The organism is Stenotrophomonas sp. YJH_SMC_37, assembly GCF_059370035.1.
The window spans coordinates 179,340-203,480 of the sequence record NZ_JCAFTG010000003.1 but is presented as its reverse complement, the minus strand read 5'-3'; the positions used below and the strand labels follow the sequence as shown (position 1 = coordinate 203,480).

The following is a 24,141-nucleotide window of genomic DNA, read 5'->3' as shown; positions in this document are numbered from 1 at the left end:
GCCGACCAACGGTCGGCACCCACCAAGGCACGGTCGGCACCCACCGTAGATCCACGCCGTGCGTGGATGCTTTGCCTGGGAAGAATCCTACAGCTCCAGCACGCGCCGGTAACTCAACGGCCCACGCCCATCACGCAGGCCCAGCCGCAGTTCCAGCCCGGTGGCCGGCAGCACTTCGCCTTCGCTCGGCAACGGCGCCCAGCCGGCACCGGACTGCCATGCCCACACCTCGAACCGCTGTACCTCGCGCGCCACGGCAATGCCCTTCGACAGATCCGGCGCCGGCAGGGGATACCGATCCGTCGCTGCGCCGCTGGCCCGCCAAAGCGTACTTCCCTGCCGCCACCAGCGTACCCGTTGCCAGTGCAGCCCATCGCTGCCGACACTGCGGGTGATCTCCAGCGCGAAGCTCCCATCTGGGTGCCGCTCGCTCACCAGCGACGGCGGTAGCAACCGCTGCGGTTGATCGGCCGGCCGCACTGCGCCATTCATCAACGCATCGTCTGCGCGCATTTCGATATCACGCTGGAACTGCTGCAGCACGCGCAGCGCCGTCGTGGTCTCGGCATCGGCCTGGCGCAGGCGCTGATTGCTGTTGGCCACGCTGTCGAGCGCCCGCCAGCAGATCAGCGCCAGTACGCCCATGATGGTGATCGCAATCATCACCTCGATCAGGGTGAAACCGCGCACGGCGCGCGTCATTGCGCCGCCGTCCATGGCAACTGCATCCGCGCCAGCGACTGCCGGGGTGCATCTTCGGCAACCACACTCAGCTCCAGCTGCGGCTGGCCGTCGCTGCCCGTGCCCAGATGCTGAAGCACCAGGAAGCTGCTGCGCCCCTGCACGCAGCGCTGCCGGTCATCCTGCGGTGCCTGTCCGCTCAGACGCAGTTCCTGCCAGCGATCCTGCGCACACAACAGTGCCAGGCGACGGTCACGCAGCCGTGACTGATCGTCGGTCGCCACTGCCACCGAGCGCATCAACGCCGCCAGTGCAATCGATACGATCGCCAATGCGATCAGCACTTCGATCAGGGTGAATCCGCGTGCCGCCTGCTTCATTGCACGACCTGCAACTGTCCGCTGCCATCATCACGAAGACGCAGTTTGCGACCATCCAGCGACAAGCCAAGCTCCCAGGCGATACCGATCCACTCCGGGCTCAGCTCAATGGGGTTGGCGGGCTGCACCGCAATGCCGGTTGCCTGCCACTTCTGCGGACGCAGCAGATCATCGTGTTCAACGGTCACCCAACCGCTGCCTTCGCGGCGGCTGAAACGATAGCCGTTGGCGTCGGCCTGCCAACGCAGGGGGCGGCCATCGATGCGCGCCTCATCGCGCGCCACCTGCAGGCGCTGCGCCAACCGCTCGGCTTCCTGTCGCAGCTGCCGGCCCGGGTCGAGCAGGCTGCCCAGGCCCAGCCCGATTCCGGCCGTGCAGATGCCGATGATCACCAGCACCACCATCAGTTCCAGCAGGGTGAAACCACGCGGCACGCGCTGCATCGACGTTGCCTCCTGTCCGGGTCGATACCTGCCAGCGTAGGCCGGCATGATGAAACAAAAGCGTCAGCCACAGCTGCTAGCGTAGGCGGACACGAACGTGGCGGTGGTGCGGAACATGGATGGCAGGCGCTGGGATCGCAATCGCATACTGACCCTGCTGGCGGCGACGCTGCTGCTGGCCGTGGTGGCCTATTGGAGTGTCACCCTGTCTGCCGTGGCGCCAGCGGCCGCGGCCAGTGAGGCGAAGGCCGTGGCGCCGGTACGGCCGATGTTCGATGCAGTGGCCAGCCTGCCGCTGGTGCGGCTGCTGTCCCCCGGTGCAGTGCAGACCGAGGTGGTGGTGCTGGGCGTGATGGCCGGTGACCATGCGCCATTGGCCCTGCTCTCGGTGGATGGACGCCCGGCGGAAGCGTATGCGCCCGGCCAACGGCTCGGACCTTGCACGGTGCTGGCCAGCATCAGTGCCAGCGCGGTGGAACTGAACCAGGCCGGGCAATCGCGCAGCTTGCCGGTGCCTGAGCTGCCGCCGGTGCCGATCGATGGCATCGTGCCCGCGGCACCGTAGAGCCGAGCCTACGCTCGGCTGCGCCTGCGCGGCATCGCCGATGAATGCAAAGACAGCCGAGCATGGGCTCGGCTCTACAAAGGCGCTGGCTCAGCGCGCAGGTCGCTGCGGCACCACCGAGCGCCCGAACGCATCGCCCATGCGCTGTCGTGTGCCTTCCAGGTTGTACTGCATCAGTTGGTTGCCGGGCTGCCGCATCAGGCGTTCGGCCTCCGGCAGCGCCGGTGATTTCGCCGTTTTCGATGCCGGCGCAAGTTTGCGCTGCAGGCAGTCCCAGGCCGGAATGCGCTCGCCATTGACCTGTACTTCGATGCAGGGCGCGGCGCCTTCCTGCTTCTTCGCCTCGTCGGCGCGAAGCGGGGCCAGCACCAGCAGCAACGCAAGGGTGAGGGCAGCGCGCAGCTCCATTATCAATGATTCACGCATCTCGAACTTCCCGCAGCAATCGACGTTCTGCAATGAAGACGTGTGGCGAAGGCAGGGTCCGCCTGCGTGCGTTGCGGCGCTGTCAAAAGATGACAGTGCTGTCATAAAACTGTTGGCGGTTTTGACGCGACGTGCACGTCCTGTTGGTAGACCCACGCGCCGCTCCATGGCCATTACCTTCGATACGACGCGATGCCTTCGATGACTCCTGTTCCGTGCCGAGCCGTCCGCCTTCCCTTGCGCCTGCATCCCTTGGTGCTGGCCCTGGCCGCGATGCCGCTGCCGTTGTTCGCGCAGGAGGCAGCGCCTGCGCCCAGCGTGAACATCAATGAATACATCGTACGTGGCAATACCGTTCTCGATCCGCGCCAGATCGAGCGCGCGGTCGAGCCCTTCCTCGGCCCGGGAAAGACCCTGGCCGATGTCGAGAAGGCACGCGATGCAGTCAATGCGCTGTACCAGCAGGCGGGCTACCAGTCGGTCTATGTGGAGCTTCCCGAGCAGCAGGTCAGTGGTGGCGTGGTGCTGCTGAAGGTACAGCAGACACCGATCGGCCAGCTGCGGGTCGTGGGAACGAAGCACGAATCGCCCAAGCGCATCCGCGAACGCGTACCAGCGCTGGCGGAAGGCAAGGTGCCGGACTTCGACCAGGCCCAGAAAGAACTGACCGCGCTGAATGAGGGCGGGCGTCGCCAGGTGATGCCGCTGGTGCGCGAAGGCCAGGTGCCGGGCACGATGGATGTGGACCTGCAGGTCGAAGAAAAGTCGCCGTGGCGTGCCAGCGCGTCACTCAACAACGACCACAGCGCCGACACCGAGAAGCTGCGCCTGAGTGCATCGCTGGCCTACGACAACCTGTGGAAGCGCGGGCACAGCGCCAACATCGGCGTGTACCTGGCACCGGAAGACACCAAACAGGCCAAGGTGTTCTCGGCCTCGTACACGATGCCGTTTGAAGGTACCCCATGGAGCCTGGAAGCGTCTGGCTACAAGTCCGACAGCCGTGTGCTGAACGCAGGTGGGCAGGGCGGCGCCGGCAGCGGTACCAATGTGATCGGCAATGGCCATTCAATCGGTGTCAAGCTGAATTACCGCCTGGCGGGCAGCAGCCAGTGGTGGCGCCAACTCAGCCTCGGTGTGGATTTCAAGGACACCGAGGAAGACACCCAGATGGGCAAGGACAGCCTGAAGACGCCGCTGAAGTACGCGCCTATCACGCTGGCCTTCGTGGGTGTGCGCCAGGGCGAGCAGGATCAGTTGAGCATCAACACCCAGCTGGTGGCCGGTACCCGCCGCCTGTTCGGCTATGGCAGTGACGCCACCGCCTTCGGCCAGAAGCGCTACTGGGCCGATCCGAGTTTCGTCGCCTTCAAGGCCGACGTGGCCAACACCCACACCTTCAGCAGTGACTGGCAGTGGTATGCGCGTGGCGCGCTGCAGGTAACCGATGCGCCACTGGTGTCGGCCGAGCAGTTCGCTGCTGGCGGCATGTACACCGTGCGTGGCTACCTGTCGGCCGAGGCGATCGGCGACTACGGCGGCCTGGCCAGCCTGGAATGGCGGACCCCGGCGTGGTCGCTGTGGAGCGGTACCGACCTGCGTGTCTACAGCTTTGCCGACGCGGCCTACCTGCGCCTGCGCCAGCCGCTGCCCGAGCAGCGCGACAAGTACAACCTGGCCTCGGTCGGCCTGGGCGCGCAGCTGCGCCTGGGTGAACACCTGCAACTGCGCCTGGACTACGCCTGGCCTTATGCCGATGGCCCGGTCACGCGCAAGGACGACCCGCGCCTGCATTTCAACATCAGCACCAGCTACTGACCCTTCCCTTGAACATGCGTTCTCCGGAGACCCTTCGCATGGACCGTTTGCTTTCCCGAGTGTTGTTGCTGCTGGCCGCGCTGGTTGCGCTGCCGGCCGCTGCGGCCGATGCCAATTGGTGGCAGGCCGAATGGAAGTACCGCAAGCCGATCACTGTCGACGCCGGCCCGCAGGGCGCGGGCCTGGCCGGTGACCCGGGTCGCACGCCGCTGCTGCTGCGCCTGCATACCGGCAACTTCGGCTTCGACGGCACCCAGGATGCGGGCAACGACCTGCGCTTTGTCTCGGGTGATGGCCGCACCGTGCTGGCCCACCAGATCGAACAGTTCGATCCCAAGCTGGGCCTGGCGCTGGTCTGGGTGGACGTGCCGGCGGTCAGCGCTGCGGCACCGCAGACGATCTGGATGTACTACGGCAATGAAAAGGCCCCCGCCAGCGGCAACGGCCAGCAGGTGTTCGATCCGGACTATACGCTGGTCTATCACTTCGCCGAGGCCAATGCGCCGGCACGCGACACCACCGCTTATGGCAACAATGCCGGTGCCGTGGTGCCGCCATCGGAAGGCTCGGTGATCGGCCGCGGCGTTCAGTTGGGTGCAGCCCCGCTGCCGCTGCCGGCCAGCGCATCGCTTGCGCAGGAGGCGGGCGCGCCGCTCACTGTTTCGGCCTGGATCAAGCCAGGCAGCAACAACGCTGCACAGGCGATCTACGCCCGTCGCGACGGTGCGTCCGAACTGGTGCTGGGCATCGAAAACCGGGTGCCGTTCGTGCAGCTCAATGGCCAGCGCAGCACGCCGGCGCAGCCGATTCCGGAAGGGCAGTGGGCGCATGTGGCGCTGACTGCGGAGAAGGGCGCACTGCAGTTGTACCTCAATGGCCGCGTGGTCGCCCAGCTGAGCGGCGAGCTGCCAGCGCTGACCACCGCGCCGGTGGTGGGCGCTGATGCGCCGGGCGCGGTGCAGCCGCTTGCCAATTTCGAGGGCGCACTGGATGAGCTGCGTATCTCGCGCGTGGCACGACCGGCGGCACTGCTGTTGGCCGATGCCACCGCACAGGGCGCCGACTCGCGCCTGATCAGCTACGGTGCCGACGAGCAGTCCGCCGGGCAGAGCCACTTCGCCTTCATCCTCAAGGCGATGCCGTTCGACGCCTGGGTGGTGGTCGCTATCCTCGGCCTGATGATGCTGCTGTCGTGGGCGATCATGATCGCCAAGGGGCGGCACTTCGGCCGTACCAGCAAGGCCAATGCAGTGTTCACCGAGAGCTTCGGCAAGCTGTCCGGTGTGCCGCTGCGCACCCTGTCCGACATGGACCGCCAGGGCAAGGCACCCACCGCGATGTACGACGGTTCGCTGTGGCGCATCTACCAAGTGGCCATCGATGAAATGCAGCAGCGCCACCAGCGCGATGGCAACAGCGGTTACCTCAGTGGCGCCACCATCGCCGCGATCCGCGCCTCGATGGATGCGGTGATGGTGCGCGAGCAGGAAGCGATGGCACGGCGCATGAACTGGCTGTCGACCACCATCGAAGGCGCGCCGTACGTGGGCCTGTTCGGTACCGTGATCGGCATCATGCTGGTGTTCGTGGTGGCGGCGATGGCCGGCGCGGTGGACATCAATTCGGTGGCACCGGGCATGGCCGCGGCGCTGCTGTGTACCGCAGCCGGCCTCGGCGTCGCGATTCCGGCGCTGTTCGGCTACAACTACCTGGGAGCACGTGCCGAGGCGATCGGCGCCGACATGGCGGTGTTCATCGACGAGTTCGCCGCGCGCCTGGCCGAAGAGCAGGACGGGCGCGGCCCGGCCGCGGTCCAGGGCTGAGGGGCGCGCCATGGGCCAGAAGGCGAAGTTCGGCATCAAGAAGCGCGAGAAGGGCATCAACGTGACGCCCTTCGTCGACGTGCTGCTGGTGGTGCTGGTGATCTTCATCCTGACCAGCAACGCCTCCATTCCCGGCATCGAGGTCAACCTGCCGAAGGCCAGCAACAGCGTCGCGCTGGAGAAGCCGAAGACCAAGGCGATCACCATCGACCCCAGTGGTCAGGTATTCCTGGATGCCTATCCGGTGACGATGGCCGAGCTGGAAGATCGCCTGCGCACCGAGCGCGCGACCACGCCGGATTTCCCGGTGATCGTGCGCGGTGACGCGCAGGTGCAGTACGCCCGTGTGGTCGAGGTGCTGGACCTGCTGCGGCGGCTGGAGCTGGCCCAGGTTGGCCTGGTCACCGGCAAGGCGCAGGGCTGAGGCATGACGGCCCATCAACCCCCTCGGCCGGAGCCCGGCATGCGCGGACGCCAGTTGCTGGTGACCTTCGCGTTGGTGCTTGCCGCTTTGCTGGTGCTCGGCATCGCCGTGTGGTGGATGCTGTTCAAGGACACCGCCAGCACCCGCAGGCCGGTGGTGCAGCCGCCGATGCTGGCATTGCCGCCCCCCCCTCCGCCGCCGCCACCGCCGCCGGAAAAGCCACCGGAGCCGGAGACGCCGCCGGAAGAAACGATGCCCGAACCGGAGCCGCTGGATCAGCCGACGCCCGCTGAAGAGCCCACACCGACGCCGGACAATGCAGACCCGGTGACGATGAATGCCGATGCGCAGGCCGGTGGTGACAACTTCGGCATCCAGTCCGGCAGTGGCGGCGGTTCGTCCGGCGTCGGCCGTGGCGGCGCCGGCAATGCCACCTATGGGCGCTATCTCGGCTACCTGATGCAGCAGGCGATCTCGCGCGACGACAAGGTCAAGCGCCTGGCGTTCCAGCTGCAGGTGAATGTGTGGCTGTCCAACGATGGCCGCCTGGAAAAGGTCGAGCTGGTGCGTGGCAGTGGCAACGGGGAGGCCGACGCGGCCGTGCTCGATGCGCTGCGACGCATCGGCAAGGTCGACCAGGCACCGCCGCCGTCGCTCGATTTCCCCGCCCGCGTGCTGATCCAGGGCCGCCGTCCCGGGGCCTGATTCCCGACTTCCGTGATTTCCCTTCTTTGGATGAGAACCGTGATGAACGACCACGACCGCGCACGAACCGACTCCCGCTGCTCGCGGCCGGCCCGACGGGCGCTGCTGTGCTGCGCCGTGCTGCTCAGCCTGGCCGCCCCGGCCGGTGCGATGGCCGCAGAAACCACCATGGTCAAGCTGATCAAGGGCCTGATCGCCAGTGGCGCGCTGAAGCCCGAAGACGGCCAGGCATTGCTGGTGCAGGCCGAGGCTGAAGCAGCGGCCGCGTCGCGCACCGCGACCACCGTACCTTCGGCCGCCAGCGGTGGCGTGGCCCTGGAGGCCGGCGACGTGCGCGTGCCCTACGTGCCGCAGAGCGTGCGCGACGGCATCCGTGACGAAGTGCGCCAGGACGTGATGGCGCAGGCCAGGTCCGAGGGCTGGGCGGCACCGAACGAAGTGGCTGAGTGGACCAAGCGCATCAAGGTCACCGGCGACATGCGCGTGCGCAGCGAGTCGCGCTTCTTCTCCGAACGCAACAGCGACATCGTGAGCAACTGGTCGTCGATCAATTCCGGCAACGGCTTCGACACCAACACCAACACCAACCTGCAGCTGCCGCCGCTGCTGAACACCCGCCAGGACCGCCGCAACCTGTGGCGCATCCGCGCTCGCCTGGGCATCGAGGCGACCATCGGCCAGCACACCACGGCCGGCGTGCGCCTGGCCAGCGGCAGCAGCAATGGCCCGGTGTCAACCACCGAACAGCTGGGTGGTGGCCTGAGCAAGAAGGACGTGTGGCTGGACCAGGCCTGGCTGGCCTACAGCCCGGCCGATTGGGTGACGGTGCGCGGCGGCCGCTTCGGCAATCCGTTCTGGACCAGCGATACGCTGTTCTCCAACGACCTGAACTTCGACGGCCTGGCCGCCAACCTGAAACACGACTTCAACGGGGGAGATCTCGAGCTGTTCGGCAACCTTGCGGTGGTACCGCTGGAGTACACCTCCGACAGCTCGCCCAGCCAGAGCCGGGTCAAGACCCCGAACGAGAACAAGTGGCTGTCCGGTGCACAGGTCGGCATGAACTGGCGCTTCAACGACGACAATGCGCTGCGTGCCGCACTGGGCTACTACGATTTCAAGAACATCAGCGGCCGCCTGTCCTCGCCGTGCGCGCTATATGCGGGCGCGGTGGGCTGCGATACCGACTGGTCGCGCCCAGCGTTCATGCAGAAGGGCAATACCCTGATGCTGATCCGCGACATCGCGCGCAATCCGCTGGACCCGGCCAACACGCCGACCCCGCAGTATGTCGGCCTGGCCTCGGCATTCCGCCTGGCCACGCTCAACCTGCGCTGGGATACGCAGTTGGCTCAGGGCATCGGCCTGCGCCTGGATGGCGACTACATCCGCAACCTGGCCTACGACAAGCAGGCCATGTTCAGCCGCGCCAACAACGGCATCGTCAACAACTACGGTGCCGGTGGCGCCGCCAGCATCGATACCTTCCGCAGTGGCGACACCGCATGGATGGTGCAGGCCACCTTCGGTGCCACCGACCTGAAGGAGAAGGGCCAGTGGCAGGCGCTGCTGGGCTACAAGCATATCGAGGCCGATGCGCTGCCCGATGCCTACAACGACCCGAACTTCCACCTCGGTGGCACCAACGCCCGCGGCTACTACGTGGGCGGCGCCTACGCGCTGGACGCGCGCAGCTGGATCAGCGGCAAGTGGATGGCGGCCAAGGAAGTGTCCGGTGCTCCACTGTCGATCGACGTGTTCCAGCTGGAGTTCAATTCCGGGTTCTGAGTGACGGCGTGATGTGGATCAGGTAGTGCGTGGCGGGGGCGCAGTGATGCGCCCGTCTAGGGAAAGGAGACCACGCGTTGCACATATGGAGGAGTGGATGAGCCGTCGCAAGCTGTTTGAAAGTTCCGAACCGTCCAGTCGATCGCTGGGCATCGGGCCGGCCTATGTCTCGGTGGAGGGGCTGCGCCAGCACTTGGCGGAGTTCCTGCTGTATGCAGGCCGGCCGGTGGTGATCATGCGCGGGCGCAGCGAAGTGGGTTACTTCCTGCCGGCGCGCTGCTGGCGCCAGCGTGACGACGATCCGCTGGCGGCGGCCGCCGCCGACCAGCTGTTGGACGCGGCCGGGTTCCAGGCCGAGGATATCCAGCAGGTGGAGCAGGAATTCAACGCGATGCGCCAGCGCACCGTGCTGCATTCACGGCGCTGAGCGGCCGCCGGGCATGGCCCGGCGCTACCCGATGGCCCCGCGCCGCTCCGGTAGCGCCGGGCCATGCCCGGCTAGCGTCGTCTGTAGATCCACGCCATGCGTGGATGGGGCTACGCTGCGGCCCCACGCTCACTGGTGATGCGTGCACCTTCGCGCATCACCAGGGTCACCGGGGTCTTTTCCACCACCTCCAGCAACCGCTGCCACTGCGCATCGCTCAGCGCGGCGCTGGCATGCAGCACGCGGTGCACGTGGAAGCGTCCATCCGCGTCACGTTCCGAGCGCAGCTCGGCATGGAACTCGCCCAGTTCCCAGCCCTTGCGCTGCGCATACATGCGCAGGGTGATGGCGGTGCAGGCCGCCAGCGAGGCCAGGTACAGGTCGAACGGTGCGAAGCCCTTGCCCTGGCCGCCCAGCGAGGCAGGCTCGTCCGCATCCACATCGAATGTGCCGTTGCTGATGTGGTGCAGGTAGTTGTCGGCGGTCGAAACAATGCGTGCGTAGGCCATCACGTTCTCCATCTGTCTATAGCGTCGAGCCATGCTCGACCGTTCCCAAGGGCGGCGCCAGCCAGGGTCGGCGCCGCCACGCAATCACTCGGTACGATCGTACGAGAACTGGATGCCCGCCGTACCGCCGGTTTCAATGAAGAGGTTCATGAAGGCCGGCACCGTTTCCGAACGTGCCCAGTCGCGCTGCAGCTCGCAGAACAGCTGCGGCACGCTGATCAACTGGCCACCGGCCTGTTCGATTCGGCGCAGCGCGGCATCGTGCGCGGCCAGCGAGGTACCGCCGACGGCGTCGACCACCACATACACCTCATAACCTTCCTTCAACGCATCCAGCGCCGGGAAGGTCAGGCAGGCCTCGGTCCACAGCGCGGTCATGATCAGCTTGCGGCGTCCGGTGGCTTCCACCGCCTTGCGGAACTCGACGTCCTCCCAGGAGTTGATGGTGGTGCGGTCGTAGGTGGGATAGTCGCCCAGCACCTTGCGCAGCTGCGGAATCGGCGGTTTGTTCAGGCCGGTCTTGACGTTCACCGTCGAATGCACGATCGGCAATCCATAGGCGACGGCGGCCTTGGCGGTGCCGACGATGTTGTTGACCAGCAGCTGGCGGTCCATCGAGGCGATGGAGTTCACCTGCACCGGCTGGTAGTCGATGATGATGAAGGCGGAATTCTGCGGGGTCAGCAGGTGGTCGCTGACCGGGTCGCGGATCGGTTCACTGGACATGATGGGTCTCCTGGTTCGGGGAAGTGCCGGCGGTCGGCCGGCACCGGGACAGCTCAGCTGCGTTGAGAATCCAACGGTTCGTGGCTCTTCTGCACCTCCTGCGCCTTCAGGTAGCTTTCGATCAGCAACTGGTAGTTCGGGAAGGTCTTCGTGTAGACCTCGGCCCATTGCTGGGCATCGTCGCGGTTCCAGGTGCGCTGGATCTCCGAGGCCACCGCGGCGGTGTCCATCGGTACCACGCCGGCCTGCACCACGCGGGCCAGGGTGATCTCCTCGGCCATCTTCGAATAGGTGCCGGACGCGTAGATGACTGCGAACACCTGGTAGCCATCGGCAACGGCGGCGATTGACGGGAAGGCCATGCACACGCTGGTGATGGTGCCGGCAATGATCAGCTGCTTGCGGCCGGTGGCCTTCACTGCGGCAACGAATTCCGGGTTGTCCCAAGCGCTGATCTCACCCTTGCGCGGCACGTACTGGGCATGCGGGGCTGCGTCGTGGATCTCCGGGATCAGCGGGCCGTTCGGGCCCTGCGGAACAGAGGCGGTGGTGATCACCGGCATCTTTGCCAGCGTGGCCATCCTGGCCAGTGCGGTGGCGTGGGCGCGCACGCTGGTGAACGGCATGTCACCGATGGTCTGGAACAGGCCGCTCTGATGGTCGATCAGCAGCATCGCGGCGTTGTCCGGATCGATCACCGGGCGGGCACCGTTGAAGTTGGCGGGGGTACACATGGTCAGTCTCCTGGAGAAGGTGGGCGATGGCCCGGAAGGTGCGGCGGGCCAATACCCGCAGCATTGAAACGATCAGTGCGCGATCTGGCCGAAGCGGCCGCTGTTGAAGTCGTTGACCGCCTGCGCGATCTCGGCCTGGCTGTTCATCACGAACGGGCCATAGCCCACCACCGGCTCGTCGATCGGTTCACCGCTGAGCAGCAGCACGGTGGCGTCGCTATCGGCGTCGACGAACACGTCCTCGCCGCTGCGGTCGAAGGTGACCAGCTGTGCCTCGCCGACCGGCTGGCCGCCGTTGATCCGCACCGAGCCCTTCAGCACCACCAGCGCCAGCGTGCGGCCATCGGCCACCGGCAGTTCGGCGTGGTGGCCCTGCCGCAGGCGGATGTCCCAGACATCCATCGGCGTGTGGGTACGCGCCGGGCCGGCATGACCGTCGAAGCGGCCGGCGATGACACGCACGCGGCCGGCACCATCGGGCAGATCCACCGAGGGGATCTGTGCGTCGAGCAGGGTCTGGTAGCCCGGTAACCCCATCTTGTCGCGCGCCGGCAGGTTCACCCACAGCTGGACCATGTCCAGCGTGCCGCCGCGTTTGCTGAATTCCGGCGTGTGGAATTCCTCGTGGAGGATGCCGGAGGCAGCGGTCATCCACTGCACGTCACCCGGGCCGATGGTGCCGCCGGCCCCGGTTGAATCGCGGTGGGCGACCTCACCTTCATAGACGATGGTGACGGTCTCGAAACCGCGATGCGGATGCTGGCCAACGCCACGCGGGGTATCGCTGGGAGCGAAGGTGTAGGGGCCGGCATAGTCCAGCAGCAGGAACGGGCTCAGGTGCTGGCCGTGGGTGTTGTAGGAAAACATCGAACGGGCGGGGAATCCGTCGCCCACCCAGTGCGGGCGGGGGGCGCTGTAGGAACCGGTGACACGCTTCATGGCGATCTCCTGGCCGGGGCTGCCGGCCGCTGTTCTTCGTTGCGAAGACGATATCGCCGCGACAATGAGGCCAGTAGGCGCCAATATTTGCCGTCATAGTCCTATCTGGTGAACAATGGTCGCAGGCCGTGGGCCGCAGGAGATCGCCCCGTGTTCATCGCAGATATCCGCCGTTGTGACCTCAACGACCTGTTCTACTTCGCCATGGTGATCGAGCACGGCGGCTTCTCGCAGGCAGGCCGGGCGCTGGCCATGCCGAAGTCGAAACTGAGCCGGCGTATCGCGCTGCTGGAGGAACGGTTGGGCGTGCGCCTGATCCAGCGTTCGACCCGGCGCTTCTCGGTCACCGAGGTCGGCCAGGACTACTACCGCCATTGCAAGGCCATGCTGGTCGAGGCCGAAGCGGCCGAAGAAGCAATTGCGATGTCACGCGCCGAGCCGCGCGGCACGATCCGCTTGGCGTGCCCGATCGCGATCCTGCATGCACGCATCGGCACGATGTTGGCCGATTTCCTCGCCCTGCACCCGCAGGTGACGGTGCAGCTGGAGGCCACCAACCGGCGCGTCGACGTGGTGGGCGAGGGTGTGGACGTGGCGATCCGCGTGCGACCGCCGCCGCTGGAGGACAGTGACCTGGTGGTACGCGTGCTGGCGCGCCGGGTCTGGTGCACCAGTGCCAGCCCGGCGCTGTTGCAGCGGCTGGGCGCGCCGCAGGTGCCGGCCGATCTGGCGATGATGCCGACCGTCGATCTGGCGTCGCCCAGCCAGCAGCATGTCTGGGAATACACCGGGCCGGACGATGTGCTGGCCAGCGTGCACCATCGCCCGCGGCTGGTCAGCGATGACATGATCGCGCTGCGCACCGCCGCGGTGGCCGGGGTGGGCCTGCTGATGCTGCCGCGGATGATGATCAGCGGCGAACTGGCCAGCGGTGCGCTGGTGCCGGTGCTGCCCGAGTGGGTGCCAAAGCATGGCATCGTGCACGCGGTGTTTCCATCGCGACGCGGCCTGTTGCCTGCAGTGCGTGCGCTGATCGATTACCTCGCCGAGCGCTTCGAGGCGCTGGAGGAACCCTAGGTCTTCCAACCACACCATGCGTGGATGATATCGGGGCCTCTGCTTGCCGCCTGCGGCCGCGCAGCCCACAATCCACGTCCGGACCGTCGCCATCACGCCCATCATTCCCCGGTCCGGCCTTGGCACCTATGTCTCCCAATGCCCTGGCGCTGGTCGAGCTGCTGATCCGCGAGCGCCGTGCGTTGTCTCGCTTCATCGCGCGCTATCTCGACCCGGCCAGTACCGAGGACACCCTGCAGAACCTGTACCTGAAGGCCAGCAGCGTGCCCGGCGATCCGCCCATCCTCGAGCCGCGCGGCTATCTGTACCGGATGGCCTACCACCACGCGCTCAACCGCAGCAAGTCCGACGCCCGCGAGCGGCGTGCGATGGCCGAGTACGCCCTCGACATGGCCGAGGCCAGCCGCGATGGCGAGGCGCAGGCGCTGGACCAGGCGCAGCTGCGCGAGATCACTCATACCATCCTCGCGCTGCCGGCCCAGGTGCGTGAGTGCTTCGTGCTCAACCGCTACCTGGGCCTGAGCGAGCGCGAGATCGCCGCCAGGCTGGGTATTTCCAAGAGCCTGGTCGGCAAGAATGTGCTGCGGGCGGCGCTGTTGATCCAGCAGCATCAGCAGGGAGTGCATTGATGAGCTGCGATTGCCGTGGGCAGATCGCGCCCGCCGTTGTCACAACAGGAAGGCGCACCCGTTCGTGGTGCGGCAGGCCACAACCATGAACACGTCCGAACCCTCGCCGCGTCAGGCCAGGCAGGCGTTGCGCTGGGTGATCCGGTGCAGTGCAGGCCCGCTGCCGGAACGTCAGCAACGAACCCTGCAGCGCTGGCTGCAGGCCGACCCTTGCCATGCGCTGGCCTGGCGCCAGCAGCAGGCCTTCTGGCAGGGCTTGGATGCCGCCGGGCCAGAGGTGCTGGCCGCGCTGCCAGGGCTGACGGCTGATCGCGAAGGGTGGCGCCCGATCGCACCGCGCCGCCGCCTGCCGTGGCTGTTGGCCAGTGCCGCCGCCGTGGTACTGGTGGTCGCGGCCGCACCGCAGGCGTTGCTGCTGGCACGCAGTGACCTGCGCAGCAGCGATGCACCGCGCGTGGTGCAGCTGGAGGACGGCAGCACCGCCGTACTCGATGCGGGCACCGCATTGGCGGTTGAGTTCGATGGTCAGCGGCGGCACCTGCGCCTGCTGCGCGGCCAGGCCTGGTTCCAGGTGGTGCATGAACAGCGACCGTTCCAGGTCGAGGCCGGCGGTGGCCAGATCCGTGACATGGGCACCGCCTTCAGCGTGTCGATGCGGGACACCACGGTCGTGACTCAGGTCAGCGAGGGCGTGGTCGATGTGCGCCCAGGCGATGGCAGCGTGCAGCGCCTGCATGCTGGGCAGGCACGGGTGTTCCGTGACGGTCGCTGGCTGCGGCCGGTGCAGCTGGAAGATCTCGAGACGATGGCGCCGTGGCGGCGTGGCGAGGTAGTGATCGACGATCAGCCGGCCGCGCAGGCCATCGCTGATCTCGCGCGCTACCGTCGTGCACCGGTCTGGGTACTGGGCGGGCAGGGCGCGGACTTACGGGTCAGTGGTCTGTTCCATCTGCAGCAACCGGAGGCCGCCATCGATGCGGTGGCCGCGCAGGCAGGGCTGCGTGTGCAGCGCTTGCCCGGCGGCGCGCTGTTGGTGTGGTGAGGCTCGCGCAATGCCCGGATGAACCGGTCGCATAAAAAAAAACATGAAAAAACCGTGGGCAATCGCCACATCGCCCTGTCTATAGAGGTATAGCCAGAGCGAAACACCGTTTCTCCTCAAGCCAGACATGCCACCGGCACCGGATGTGCCCGTGGTTCCGCCACGCTTGAGGAGTTCCTGTCCATGCCGTCCACGGCATCCGCCTGTCATAGTCGCGTCACCGCCCTGGCCCTGGCCATCTCCACTGCATTGCTGCCGCTGGCCTGGGCGCCGGGCGTGCAGGCGCAACCGGCGGTCGTCGCGCCGTTGCGCCAGTACACGATTCCGGAACAGCCCCTGGCCGACGCTGTGCGTGCCTTTGGCCGCCAGGCCGATGTGCAGGTGGTGTTCCGCAGTGACCTGGTGGAGGGCCGCCGCTCAAGTGCGGTGAAAGGCGAGTACAGCCAGATGCAGGCGCTGCAGCAGCTGTTGCGCGGGAGTGGCGTGCGCGCACAGCGCGGCATGGACGGCACCTGGAGCCTGCGGGCCGCAGTGGAGGCGGGTGAAGGGGAAGGGGTGCGGGTAACCGAGACTCTGGACGTGGCCGGTCGCCTGCAGTCGGAAGGGGGCGAGGCGCGTGACCGGCGCGGCTACGATGATGTGTTCGCGCTGGACCTGACCACGGCGTATTCGGGGCGCGATCGGGTGGAGCGCTACCGCGGCTCCAACCCGGCCGACGTGGTCAAGGATCTGGTCGGTGTGTTCAGTGGCGATGCGCGCAACAGCGGCGCACTGGACATCAACATCCGCGGCATCCAGGGTCCGGGGCGGGTGCCGGTCAGCATCGACGGTGGCGAACAGGCGCTCACGGTCTGGCGCGGCTACAACGGCGTCAGCAACCGCAATTACATCGATCCCAACCTGATGGGTGGCATCCAGGTCATCAAGGGGCCAGGGCTGGTGCGCGATGTGCACAGCGGGATCGGTGGCGCGCTGGTGATCAAGACCATCGACGTCGATGACATCGTGGAAACGGGTGAGCGCTTCGGCGGGGAGCTGAAGATCGAAGGCAGCAGCAATGCGGTGGCGCCACGCCTGCCGCGGCTGCACACCGGCGAGGATTACCGCACCGTGCCGGGGTTCCCGCAGGGCTCGCCGAACTCGCCCTACGACGACCGCACCCTGGTGGTGCCGGTGAAATCGCGCAGTGGCAACACCCCCTTCGATGGCGAGGACCAGGCCTGGCGCCTTGCGCTGGGCGTGCGTGGGGACAACGTCGACCTGATGGCCGCCTATGCCTGGCGCAAGCGCGGCAACTACTTCTCCGGGTCCAACGGTAGCGCCTACTACGACCAGGACCGGCGCGAGCAGTTCGAGTACCAGGGCATCGACTACATCACCACGCTGGCGCGCTACTTCAAGCCCGGCGATGAAGTGCCCAATACTTCCAGCGAACAGGAGTCCTGGCTGGTCAAGGGCAGCTGGCAGATCAACGATGACCAGCGGTTGAAGGCGACCTGGCGGCGAACGCTGTCCCACTATGGCGAGATCATGCCGTCGCGCATCCTGTCGGCACCGGACTATGGGCGCATCCAGTGGCCGCTCAGCCGGGTTGCGTCCGATGCCTGGAACCTGGAGTACCGCTTCCAGCCGGCCGGCAGCCGCTGGCTGGACCTCTACGCCAACCTGTGGCGCACGGAGACAGACAGCGATACCTACACTGCAGGCGGCTTCCCGAACTTCGCGCCAGGCAACCCGGCATGGAACCCGGACGCCAGCCCGATCCTGCGCAACACCGCGTTGGCCAATGCGCGCAACGACCGCACCGGTCTGACCCTGAGCAACCGCTTCGCGCTGCATTCCACCCTCGACCTGACCGTGGGTGGCAACTGGCAATACGAAAAGCTCGGCTCGCGCGACCCGTATTTCGGCCCGTCCGACGGCTGGCGCATGTACCCGCGTGCCGGCCGTCGCCAGGAGGGCGAGGGCTACCTCACTCTGGAATGGCGTCCGGTCGACTTCCTGACCCTCAATGCCGGCGTGCGTTACAGCCGTTACTGGGCGTTCGACGACTTCCTGCAGGCCCACCCGGAACTGCAGACGACCTCGATCGTGCCGCGCGAAGCGCAGTACCGGGTGAATGAACTGCCGCCGCGGCCGGACAGCCTGCAGGGCGAGATCGACGCACTCGAGAGTGAGCGGGAATTCTGGGACAGCATCGGCATGGGCTGGATCGTCGATCAGTCGCTGGCCGACCTGCTGCGCAAGTACGAGACACCCAGGGAGGTCCAGCACGGCATTCCCTGGTTGCCCGATGCAAACGGTAACTACAGCCGAGCCACCAATCCCTGCCTCAACGGCCAGGTCGCCGCCATCCCCGGGCTGCTGCCGATGGTCCTCGGCACCGACATCCGCTGCAGGATCGGGGGCGGGGCGATGCAGTCGGTGGCCGGGCGCAACGAACGGCACCGCGATCACGCCTGGTTGCCGACGTTCTCGGCGACTGTGCGTTTCTCGCCGGCCGCTCGTGCCTATCTGCGCTACAGCGAGGCGGTGCGCTTCCCCAGCATGTTCGAAAGCACCATTGCGTTCTCCAGCAGCCTCAATCCGCTGTATCCACTCAAGCCGGAGCATGCCTACAACTACGAGCTGGGGTACGTGCACAACCTTTCCGGGCTGTTCGGCAACACCGCCGATGCCGACGTCAAGCTGGCCTACTACGTGCACAAGACCCGCAATGTCATCGAGCGTGATGCGTACTTCATGTTCGACAACATCGACAAGCAGACCATCCGCGGCATCGAGCTGCAGGCGCGCTTCGACAACCGGCGCTTCTTCACCGATCTGGGCATCAGCCGCATCCTTGAAAACGAAGTCTGCGATGAAAGCTCGGCGGTACGGCTGGATGCGGACCAGGGGCGGGTGCCCAACTGCGTCCAAGATGGCTTCGTCAGCGGCTATCTGCTGACCCAGGCCACGCCGAAGCTGTCGGTGAACTGGTCACTCGGCACCCGCCTGTTCGATGAGCGCCTGGAGCTGGGCAGCCGCATCGTGCACTACCAGCGGCACGACAATCCGGACCTGCAGGCCTACCGCGACCGCCTGATCGCCGGGGGCAGCAGCCTGCTCTGGCAGAACGTGCCCTTCACCTGGGGAAACATCACCACGGTGGATGCCTACGCCCGCTGGCGTTTCAACCAGCACGCCAGCGTCGAGCTGGTCGGCAGCAATCTCGGCAACCGCTATTACGTCGACCCGGCAACACGCTCAACGCTTCCGGCACCGGGCCGCACGATCAAGCTTGGCATCACCGCACGCTTCTGAGTCCGCATTCGACAGGGAGAATCAACCGTGAAACAGCCCCGCACCCTTGTACTTTCGATCGGCCTGCTGGCTTCCATGCCGGTCATGGCTGCCGACATCGCTGGCGGGCAGAGCCCGGCCCAGGACGGCGTCCATTACATCAACGCAGGCGAATCGACACTCAATGCCGGTCCGCACCGTTCCGGTCGCGCAGGCATTTCGTTGGGGCCGTATGCCAACGCGGCGCGAGTGGACGTGGCCAGCCTTGTGCCCTACGCCACCACGGTGGTGCGTGGCGCAACCACTGTCCGCACGCTGGGCCCGGACGCAGGCCTGCCGTTCGCCACCGCTGGCGTGGGCCACTTCAGCTTCGTGCAGGTGGGCAATGCAGATGTCTGGTTCGGTGAATGGTCATCCAGCGGCGCGCAGGCGGGCTTCAATCACCGCCAGGTGTTCTTCGTCGGTGACCGTGCCGGTACTTCGCTGCCAGCAGGCATCGTGACCTACGCCTTGGCTGGCATCAACCGCTTTGATGGCAGCGGCGTGCTGGAAGGCGCACTGCGGGCGAATTTCGATACCGGCACCGTCACCGCCGGCCTGGTCGGGACCGGATACAGGCTCGCCGCGAGCGGCACGCTGGATCGCGCCACCGGTGCGTTCAGCGGTTCGGCCATCGCCAATGGTTCGATCATCGGTACCAGCAGCGGCCAGTTCTTCGGCGCCGGTGCCAGTGCGGTGACCGGCATCGCAACCTTTGCCGGCAACAGCCAGTTCGATACGTCCTTCGGCGGTCAGCGCAACTGATCCGCCGCCGTTCCTTTTTGTGTTGTACCCGTAGTTCCCTCAACCCAAGGAGCAATACCATGAAAATGATCAACCGTTCCCTGTTGGCCGTCGCCGCTGCACTGGCCCTGGCCGGCACTGCGCAGGCGGCCGACATCGTCGGCGCTGCCAGCCCGGCGACCGATGCGCAGCTGTACGTCAAGGTGGGTGCGTCGGAAGTCAACGGCGGCCCGCACTCGGCCGGCAAGGCCGGTATCGGCGTTGGCACCGTGTCCAATGCCAAGCCGGTCGATTTCCAGGGCCTGGCGGCCTACTCGGCCCCGACCACCGTCAATGGTGTCACCGTACGCACGCTGGCCATGCCGATCACCGGTACCCCTGGCAGCCATTCCGGCATGGGCCACTTCAACTTCGTGAAGGTCGGCAGCGGCGATGTGTGGTTCGGCGAGTGGTCCAAGGATGGCGCCGCTGGTGGCTTCAACAACCGCCAGGTCTATTTCGTCGGTGACCGTGCCGGCACCACGCTGCCGGCCGGCGTGGCCACCTACAGCGTGGCAGGCCTGAACAAGTTCAATGGCAGCAACCTGCTGTCGGGTACGTTCCGCGCCAACTTCGGCAATGGCACCCTGCTCGGTGGCCTGAGCGGTGGAGGCCTGTCGATCAACGTCAACGCCAACATCAACAGCGCCAACGCCTCGTTCGCCGGCACCGCCACCGCCAACGGCAGCGTTGCCGGCACCACCCAGGGCCAGTTCTTCGGCGCCAACGCGGCCACCCTGGCCGGTATCGCCACCTTCAGCGGCAACAGCCAGTACGACACCGCCTTCGGCGGCAGCAAGAACTGATCGCCACGCCCCTGACGGGGCAGGGCAGGGACAAGCCGCGATCCGCCAGTCCCTGCTTCGGCCCGCTGCATGCATCACCACGGATCGACCATGCGCCATTCCATCTTCCTTGTCGTACTGCTGTTGGCCGCCACCGATGTGCGCGCCCAGCAGGACGATCTTCGACGCGTGCTTGAACAGGGCACTGAGCTGCGCCACCAGCAGCAGGACCAGCAGCGCCTGCAGCAGGCCGAGTCGGAGCGGCCAACCATCACCATCGACGGCCAGACGCTGCGCGTGGAGCGCACCGTCGATGATCTGGGCCAGGCTCTCTACCAGTCTCTGCAGCATCAGCAATGGCAGGCCGCCGCTGCGTTTCTCGACGAGTACATCGAACTGCCTGGGCATGATCCCCTGCTGCGCCACCATGCGCAGGGAGCGCTGGCACGGGTGGCCGGCAACCATCGTCGCGCGGCGAAGGAGTACGAAGCCCTGCTGGCTGCGCAGCCGGATTTTCTGCCAGCCCGCCTCGAGCTGGCGCGTGTCTATGCGGAAGACCAGCGCGATCGCGATGCGGTCGCGCTGTTCACGGCCATCGCTGCAGGCATCAATGCCGATGATCCGGCCACGGCCGGCGTCCGCGCGCGCGTGGACGGCTACCTGGGTGCCCTGCAGGCGCGCCAGCGCTGGAAAGGCGCGTTGTCCGCCGGCCCGGCATGGAGTGACAACATCAACCGCAGTTCGGCCAGTCGCACCTGCCTGTTCGGCGTGGGCGACGCCTGCATCATCGAACGGAAACTGCCGGACGCCCAGCGCGCGGCGGGCCTCGACTACGACGCCAGCCTGGAACGGCGCTGGGTGCTCGGCGGGCATCATGGGCTGTACGTGCGCGGTCTCGCCTTCGGCCAGACATGGCGCGGGCACAGTGCGTACGACGAGCTCAATGCCAACGTACAGGCGGGTTACAGCTGGCGTAGTGCACGGCAGACCGTGATGCTCGCCCCCAGCTATGACTACCAGGCCCTGGGCAACCATGCGCTGCAGGGCGGCAGCGGCGTGCACGCGGAATGGCAGTACGCCCTGGATGCACGCAGCCTGCTCAAGCTGGAGGCTGACTGGAAGCGCCAGCGCTATCGCCAGCAGGGCCTTGCCAGCAACTACGACGGCGAGCTGGCATCGCTGTACGCCACCTGGTTCCGCGCTCTCAATCCACGCTGGACGGTCTTCGCCGGGCTGGATGTCACCGACAGCAGCGCAGCCGACCCGGCCAACGGCTACCGCCAGCGCGGCCTGCGGCTGGGCGCGGCGCGGCAGTGGAGTGGCACCACGGCCACCGTATTCGTGTCGCTGCGCCAGCGCGACTACGACACCTGGAGTCCGTTGCTGGAGGCGCGCAGGCAGGACGACGAACAGAACCTGATCGCCATCGTGCGCAGCGAGCGCTTGGCCGTGGCCGGGCTGGTACCCAGCCTGAGCCTGCGCTACGCGCGCATCGACAGCAACGTCGGCTGGCTGTACAGCCACGACCGCAGCCTGCTCAGCCTGAAGTGGGAACGGGCCTTCTGAACGCGGCGTTGCAATGCCGCGGTGAACGCGCCGTGGCCGCGACCTTCATCCATCATCACGCGCTCTTGTAGCCCGGTTCGCGCATCCTGCGGGCGTTGCGGCAGAGGTGGGCCGCGTGTATCGAGGAGCGCCGGTCGTGCTGGAAGCGGGCAACAAACCAGAGGGCCTGAAAGGGCTGCGTGTACTGGTGGCGGAGGATGAATTCGCCATCGCGATGTTCCTGGTCGACTATCTGGAGCTGAAAGGCGCACAGGTGGTGGGGCCTGCCGGTGACCTGCAGGCGTTGGGGCAGCTGGTCGATACCCATCCCATCGATGTGGCGTTGCTGGACATCAACCTGGGCGGTGAGCAGGTCTATCCGCTGGCCGATCGGCTGGCCGAGGCGGGTACCCCCTTCCTGCTGACCTCCGGTTACGACGACAACCTGCCCAGCCGCTTCGCCAGCGCGCCGCGCTGTACCAAGCCGTATCACATTGAAGCCCTGGTGCAGCAGCTGGCCGGGCTGGTGGCGACGCCGCAGGTCTCTGCGGGCATCGCCTGATCGCGCGGCATGTCGCGCCGTCCTGAAGGCATCCGCGCCACCGAGCTGTGTGGCGGCATGCCACCTGCAGCGCACCCGCACGGGCGCCACGATGGCATGGCTGCGCGGATCGCCCGCCATGACTGGTCATCCACGCCGCTGGGAGCGTATGAGCGGTGGCCGCCACACCTGCGCGCCACCGTCGACCTGATGCTGGCGCATGGTTTCCCGATGATCGTGCTGTGGGGCGAGCAGCTGGTGCAGCTCTACAACGATGGCTATGCCGAGATCCTGGCCGACAAGCATCCCGGCGGACTCGGCCAGCCGACCCGTGAATGCTGGCCCGAGGTGTGGCATATCAACGGGCCGATCTACCAGCGCGTCTGGCAGGGCGAAACCATCACTTACGAGGACAAACTCTATCCCCTCGCGCGCCGCGGGCGGTTGGAGGATGTGTGGTTCACCATTACCTACAGCCCCATCCGTGGCGAAGAGGGGCGCGTCAGCGGCGTGCTGGTCACCATGTTCGAGACGACGGCGGCGCATGTGGCCCAGTCGGCCCGCGAACGCGAAGAGCAGAAGCGGCGGGAGGCGGACCGCCGCCTGGCATTGGCCTTCAAGGTACTGCCGGTGGGCGTCTGCATCGTCGATGCCGAGGGGTGCCTGCAGCTCTCCAACGACCAGATGCGCACCTACCTTCCCACCGGCAAGGTGCCCTCCACGGATCTGCCCAACCACCACCGCTGGCAGGGATGGCACCCCGACGGCTCGCGCATCGAACCCAGGGATTTCGCCATAGCCAGGGCCTTGCGCGGTGAGACGGTAGTGCCCGGGCTGGAGTTCCAGTTCAAGCATGACGACGGGCGCGCGCGCTGGACCCGTGTGGCCGCCGCGCCGCTGCGCGATGCAGACGGCGAGGTGACGGGCGTATTCGCCATCGCTGTGGACATCGACGATCTCAAGCGTGCCACCGAGCGCCAATCGGTACTGCTGGCCGAACTGCAGCACCGGGTGCGCAACATCATGTCGACCATCCATGCCATTGCCTGGCGGACCCGTGAGTCGGTCAGCAGTGTGGATGATTACGCTGAACGGTTGTGCGGACGATTGATGTCGCTGGCGCGCACGCAGAGCCTGCTTACCCGTGGCGCCAATGCCGGGGTCTGCCTGCGTGGCATGCTCGATGAGGAGATCGCAGCGCAGACGCCGGTCACCGCCGCCTATCGCCTGCAGGGCGAGGATGTACTGCTGCCACCGAAGGCGGCCGAAGTGCTGTCCCTGGCGATCCACGAATTGGCGACCAACGCCCTGCGGCATGGTGCGCTGACCCATGAAGATGGCCGGATCGACGTGTCCTGGCACCTGCAGGTGCAGGACGGACAGCCATGGCTGGGCCTGCACTGGTGTGAACGCCATGCCGCCGTGGAAGACTGGGAGCTGCCGCGCCAGCGCGGCCTGGGCCGTGCGCTGATCGAGCAGCGCGTGCCCTATGAGCTGGCCGGCAGTGGTGAACTGCACTTCGATCCGCAGGGGCTGGATGCCTGGATCCGCTTCCCACTGCGCGAGCGTGACAGCCTGCTGCAGACCGATGCGCCACAGACCGGCTCCGGCGCGTGAAACGTCATTTATATCCAATTTGGCCAAATTGGGTATAGTGGCCATTATCCACTTCTGCCTGGAGCCGTGCCATGACCCTGCCACTGGATCTGCCTGGACTTGAGAAGGCCCCGGCCTCGTCTGTGAAGACCAGGGGCTGGCCGAGCCTGATGCGTACCGTGCGTGAGAAGCAGGCGCTGGTCATCACCAACCACAACCACCCCGAAGCGGTGATCGTGGATATCCGCACCTACCAAGAGCTGTTGGCCAAGGCTGCCGGCAGCGATGCCGGTGAGCGCAGTGAAGAACTGCTGCGCCTGCGCGGCGAATTCGACCAGACCCTGGCTGGCCTGCAGCGCGGTGAGGGGCTGGGCAAGGTGCTGGGCCAGCCGATCCGCCGCGGCCGCAAGGTCACCCTCGGCCGTCCGCTCTGA

General features: G+C 66.6%; 25 protein-coding genes. 17 read left to right on the top strand and 8 right to left on the bottom strand.

All coding sequences use genetic code 11. From position 1 onward, the window contains the following. Positions 1 to 87: 87 nt before the first annotated feature. Genes AC5P8J_RS05675 through gspH form a run of 3 tightly spaced genes read right to left on the bottom strand, consistent with a single transcriptional unit; the run spans position 88 to position 1,504 of the window. Complete coding sequence (locus AC5P8J_RS05675; RefSeq protein ID WP_134729060.1) at positions 88 to 702, bottom strand: prepilin-type N-terminal cleavage/methylation domain-containing protein; 615 nt, start codon at positions 700 to 702, stop codon at positions 88 to 90. Next, complete coding sequence (gspI, locus tag AC5P8J_RS05670; protein ID WP_494539920.1) at positions 699 to 1,061, bottom strand: type II secretion system minor pseudopilin GspI; 363 nt, start codon at positions 1,059 to 1,061, stop codon at positions 699 to 701. Before gspI ends, AC5P8J_RS05675 begins: the two co-directional genes overlap by 4 nt. Then, a complete protein-coding gene (gene gspH / locus AC5P8J_RS05665; RefSeq protein ID WP_049409494.1) occupies positions 1,058 to 1,504 on the bottom strand; it encodes a type II secretion system minor pseudopilin GspH in 447 nt (148 codons plus the stop codon). The genes gspI and gspH overlap by 4 nt, the downstream gene beginning before the upstream one ends. A gap of 115 nt (positions 1,505 to 1,619) precedes the next feature. Between gspH and AC5P8J_RS05660 the strand changes: the two genes are divergently transcribed. Continuing rightward, positions 1,620 to 2,069, top strand: a complete 450-nt coding sequence (locus AC5P8J_RS05660; RefSeq protein WP_197575918.1) for a general secretion pathway protein — start codon at positions 1,620 to 1,622, stop codon at positions 2,067 to 2,069. A 90-nt stretch (positions 2,070 to 2,159) separates the two neighbouring features. Here AC5P8J_RS05660 and AC5P8J_RS05655 read toward each other — a convergent pair whose 3' ends face one another. Next, positions 2,160 to 2,495, bottom strand: coding sequence for a hypothetical protein (locus AC5P8J_RS05655; RefSeq protein WP_029550783.1), 336 nt, complete (start codon positions 2,493 to 2,495; stop codon positions 2,160 to 2,162). Between the two features lie 201 nt (positions 2,496 to 2,696). Here AC5P8J_RS05655 and AC5P8J_RS05650 point away from each other — a divergent pair, with 201 nt between their 5' ends. The 6 genes from AC5P8J_RS05650 to AC5P8J_RS05625 all read left to right on the top strand — a co-directional run bounded on the left by AC5P8J_RS05650 (position 2,697) and on the right by AC5P8J_RS05625 (position 9,480). Beyond that, entirely contained in the window at positions 2,697 to 4,313 is a 1,617-nt protein-coding gene (locus AC5P8J_RS05650) for a ShlB/FhaC/HecB family hemolysin secretion/activation protein (RefSeq protein ID WP_494539919.1), read from the top strand. A 38-nt stretch (positions 4,314 to 4,351) separates the two neighbouring features. Continuing rightward, positions 4,352 to 6,136 carry a DUF2341 domain-containing protein gene (locus tag AC5P8J_RS05645; protein ID WP_494539918.1) on the top strand — a complete coding sequence of 595 codons (1,785 nt, stop codon included), beginning with the start codon at positions 4,352 to 4,354 and terminating at the stop codon, positions 6,134 to 6,136. Between the two features lie 10 nt (positions 6,137 to 6,146). Next, the gene (locus tag AC5P8J_RS05640; RefSeq protein WP_005409874.1) at positions 6,147 to 6,560 is read left to right on the top strand and encodes an ExbD/TolR family protein; all 414 of its coding nucleotides are present in this window, start codon (positions 6,147 to 6,149) and stop codon (positions 6,558 to 6,560) included. 39 nt (positions 6,561 to 6,599) lie between these two features. After that, the gene (gene tolA, locus AC5P8J_RS05635; protein WP_021202284.1) at positions 6,600 to 7,265 is read left to right on the top strand and encodes a cell envelope integrity protein TolA; all 666 of its coding nucleotides are present in this window, start codon (positions 6,600 to 6,602) and stop codon (positions 7,263 to 7,265) included. Positions 7,266 to 7,307: 42 nt separating this feature from the next. Then, complete coding sequence (locus tag AC5P8J_RS05630) at positions 7,308 to 9,053, top strand: putative porin (RefSeq protein WP_021202285.1); 1,746 nt, start codon at positions 7,308 to 7,310, stop codon at positions 9,051 to 9,053. Between the two features lie 97 nt (positions 9,054 to 9,150). Then, positions 9,151 to 9,480 carry a hypothetical protein gene (locus AC5P8J_RS05625; protein ID WP_005416760.1) on the top strand — a complete coding sequence of 110 codons (330 nt, stop codon included), beginning with the start codon at positions 9,151 to 9,153 and terminating at the stop codon, positions 9,478 to 9,480. A gap of 110 nt (positions 9,481 to 9,590) precedes the next feature. Here AC5P8J_RS05625 and AC5P8J_RS05620 read toward each other — a convergent pair whose 3' ends face one another. From AC5P8J_RS05620 to AC5P8J_RS05605, 4 genes are all read right to left on the bottom strand, one after another. Further along, entirely contained in the window at positions 9,591 to 9,989 is a 399-nt protein-coding gene (locus tag AC5P8J_RS05620) for an OsmC family protein (protein ID WP_021202286.1), read from the bottom strand. Positions 9,990 to 10,073: 84 nt separating this feature from the next. Then, positions 10,074 to 10,715 (bottom strand): hydrolase, encoded by a 642-nt coding sequence (locus tag AC5P8J_RS05615; protein ID WP_024956505.1) that lies wholly within the window; start codon positions 10,713 to 10,715, stop codon positions 10,074 to 10,076. Between the two features lie 53 nt (positions 10,716 to 10,768). Beyond that, complete coding sequence (locus AC5P8J_RS05610) at positions 10,769 to 11,449, bottom strand: isochorismatase family protein (protein ID WP_495216688.1); 681 nt, start codon at positions 11,447 to 11,449, stop codon at positions 10,769 to 10,771. 72 nt (positions 11,450 to 11,521) lie between these two features. Beyond that, positions 11,522 to 12,388, bottom strand: a complete 867-nt coding sequence (locus AC5P8J_RS05605) for a pirin family protein (protein WP_495216687.1) — start codon at positions 12,386 to 12,388, stop codon at positions 11,522 to 11,524. Positions 12,389 to 12,538: 150 nt separating this feature from the next. Between AC5P8J_RS05605 and AC5P8J_RS05600 the strand changes: the two genes are divergently transcribed. The 10 genes from AC5P8J_RS05600 to AC5P8J_RS05555 all read left to right on the top strand — a co-directional run bounded on the left by AC5P8J_RS05600 (position 12,539) and on the right by AC5P8J_RS05555 (position 24,141). Then, positions 12,539 to 13,465: a LysR family transcriptional regulator gene (locus tag AC5P8J_RS05600; RefSeq protein ID WP_134729068.1), complete on the top strand. Its 927-nt coding sequence runs from the start codon at positions 12,539 to 12,541 to the stop codon at positions 13,463 to 13,465. A gap of 128 nt (positions 13,466 to 13,593) precedes the next feature. Further along, positions 13,594 to 14,094, top strand: coding sequence for an RNA polymerase sigma factor (locus AC5P8J_RS05595; protein WP_021202290.1), 501 nt, complete (start codon positions 13,594 to 13,596; stop codon positions 14,092 to 14,094). Positions 14,095 to 14,179: 85 nt separating this feature from the next. Continuing rightward, positions 14,180 to 15,136 carry a FecR family protein gene (locus AC5P8J_RS05590; RefSeq protein WP_227853845.1) on the top strand — a complete coding sequence of 319 codons (957 nt, stop codon included), beginning with the start codon at positions 14,180 to 14,182 and terminating at the stop codon, positions 15,134 to 15,136. Between the two features lie 183 nt (positions 15,137 to 15,319). Next, positions 15,320 to 18,439 (top strand): TonB-dependent receptor, encoded by a 3,120-nt coding sequence (locus AC5P8J_RS05585; protein ID WP_495216685.1) that lies wholly within the window; start codon positions 15,320 to 15,322, stop codon positions 18,437 to 18,439. Positions 18,440 to 18,466: 27 nt separating this feature from the next. Then, the gene (locus tag AC5P8J_RS05580; RefSeq protein ID WP_495216683.1) at positions 18,467 to 19,222 is read left to right on the top strand and encodes a HupA family protein; all 756 of its coding nucleotides are present in this window, start codon (positions 18,467 to 18,469) and stop codon (positions 19,220 to 19,222) included. A gap of 59 nt (positions 19,223 to 19,281) precedes the next feature. After that, the gene (locus tag AC5P8J_RS05575) at positions 19,282 to 20,046 is read left to right on the top strand and encodes a Slam-dependent surface lipoprotein (RefSeq protein ID WP_019659846.1); all 765 of its coding nucleotides are present in this window, start codon (positions 19,282 to 19,284) and stop codon (positions 20,044 to 20,046) included. 90 nt (positions 20,047 to 20,136) lie between these two features. Further along, positions 20,137 to 21,591, top strand: a complete 1,455-nt coding sequence (locus AC5P8J_RS05570) for a porin family protein (protein WP_495216681.1) — start codon at positions 20,137 to 20,139, stop codon at positions 21,589 to 21,591. A 136-nt stretch (positions 21,592 to 21,727) separates the two neighbouring features. Beyond that, positions 21,728 to 22,132, top strand: a complete 405-nt coding sequence (locus AC5P8J_RS05565) for a response regulator (protein ID WP_019659844.1) — start codon at positions 21,728 to 21,730, stop codon at positions 22,130 to 22,132. Between the two features lie 9 nt (positions 22,133 to 22,141). Next, positions 22,142 to 23,728 (top strand): sensor histidine kinase, encoded by a 1,587-nt coding sequence (locus AC5P8J_RS05560; RefSeq protein ID WP_019659843.1) that lies wholly within the window; start codon positions 22,142 to 22,144, stop codon positions 23,726 to 23,728. 71 nt (positions 23,729 to 23,799) lie between these two features. Beyond that, positions 23,800 to 24,141, top strand: coding sequence for a type II toxin-antitoxin system prevent-host-death family antitoxin (locus AC5P8J_RS05555; RefSeq protein WP_010485378.1), 342 nt, complete (start codon positions 23,800 to 23,802; stop codon positions 24,139 to 24,141).